The sequence below is a fragment of the Pseudomonas antarctica genome (assembly GCF_900624995.1).
Classification (GTDB): Bacteria; Pseudomonadota; Gammaproteobacteria; order Pseudomonadales; family Pseudomonadaceae; genus Aquipseudomonas; species Aquipseudomonas antarctica.
On the sequence record NZ_UYXQ01000242.1, the window covers coordinates 1 to 1,655 of the forward strand.

Below are 1,655 nucleotides of genomic sequence, written 5' to 3' on the forward strand. Positions count from 1 at the left end.
ACCTCTACGAACCGGACAGCTTCCGGCCTCTGGCATTGCTGGAAGGTTTCGGGCCGAAAGACACCCAGCCCTTTCACTACCAACTCGACCACCTCGGCACCCCGCAAGAACTCACCGCGCCCGACGGCGAAATCGTCTGGTCCGCGCATTACCGCGCCTACGGCCAAATCAGCCGCCTCGACATAAACAAGATCGACAACCCGCTGCGTTTCCAAGGCCAATACTTCGACCAAGAAAGCGGGCTGCACTACAATCGCCATCGCTACTACAATCCAGATATTGGTCGTTACCTGACGCCCGACCCGGTGAAGCTGGCGGGTGGGATCAACGCGTACCAGTACGTGCCCAATCCGACGGGATGGGTGGATCCGCTAGGCTTGAGTAACTGCCCGGGTGAAAATGGATGCGAACCACAGGCGAATAAGAAAAACTCGGGCAAACAGCCAGATGTTAATGAGGGAGCTCCCTCCCTACCCTCGTCCGATAAAAAGCGAGAATATCTATATCGAGGAGATTCGAGACATCCAGACGAAATTTTTGAGAGTGGATTTGAAAGCAGAGGAAAAAGCACAGACCTGTATCTACATTCACAAAATAATGCGAATCCCCCAAGTAATTTTGTGAGTACCTCAGTATCAAGAGAGCAAGGTGTGATGTTCGCAACGACTTATGGACTAGAGGAAGGTTATCTTTATATCTTGAAAAAAATTCCGGGCCGCGATATCAACAAGGAGCTCGGCAATCGATCCGATTATAAAAAAGAACGGGAAATTGCTATCCCCGGGCGAATAGACACTAATGATATTTTAGGCGCTACGCCCTTAAACGATGACGGCACACATAAAGGCTATTCGTTAATAAATCAAAACAGAAGTTTAAAAAAATGAAAAATCTAGAGATAACCATAATCAAAGATTCAAATCGCGAAAAAGCCATTATCGAATGCGACAGAGGAACAGCAACACTCTCGATAACATTCGCTAACGGAATAAGAAAAACGTATAGCGCCATAGACATCTACATATGCTTTGGCATATTGAGAAAAGAGTTCAGAGACATTAAATTCCTGTGCAAAGGTTCCAAAATAAACGTATACCCGTCAGCCATGGCATCACAGATGTCCAGTGGACTCGTAGCTTACGAAACCAAAATAGGTGATCCAGATGCAGAGCTCGTCCGTATATTCGACTATGAAGAAAACGAACTCACAAACGATATAAACGAACAAATTGCTTACCGCACAAAATGGGCCGAATCATTGTGTCGACTTTGACGGCCAGCTCACCGCCTATGTTTAGGACCTCAACGGTAACCTGCTGGAGAAAACCGAACACGGCGACGATGGCAGTCAGCTCGTTACCCGTTACGAGAGAGACGCGGCCGGCCGCCTCGTACGAAAAACCTTACCCGACGGCAACATTGTCGACTATGCCTACGACCGCCAAGGCAATCTCCTCAGCGTCGACGACGGCCACTGGGCGCTAGCCTACGAATAAGACGACCAGAACCGCCTGCACGCCCATGCGGTGACCCAAGAAGAACACAAGCACTACCGCCGCCACTACGACTACGACAAAACCGGCAACCTGACCCGCCTGCTCGACACCCGCAAAGGCGAACACCACTACCACTACGACCCCCTCGCCCGCCTGACC

The 1,655-nt window shown here is 50.0% G+C and carries 2 protein-coding genes and 1 pseudogene; all 3 read left to right on the top strand.

The genetic code is table 11. From position 1 onward, the window contains the following. Positions 1-887 (top strand): RHS repeat-associated core domain-containing protein (locus tag E0F99_RS30225; protein WP_207303114.1); only part of this gene is annotated, 887 nt, incomplete at its 5' end. Continuing rightward, the gene (locus tag E0F99_RS29760; RefSeq protein WP_083359171.1) at positions 884-1,273 is read left to right on the top strand and encodes a hypothetical protein; all 390 of its coding nucleotides are present in this window, start codon (positions 884-886) and stop codon (positions 1,271-1,273) included. The genes E0F99_RS30225 and E0F99_RS29760, both read left to right, overlap by 4 nt. Next, a pseudogene (locus E0F99_RS29765) lies at positions 1,269-1,655 on the top strand (hypothetical protein); the annotation flags it as partial. The gene E0F99_RS29760 and the pseudogene E0F99_RS29765, both read left to right, overlap by 5 nt.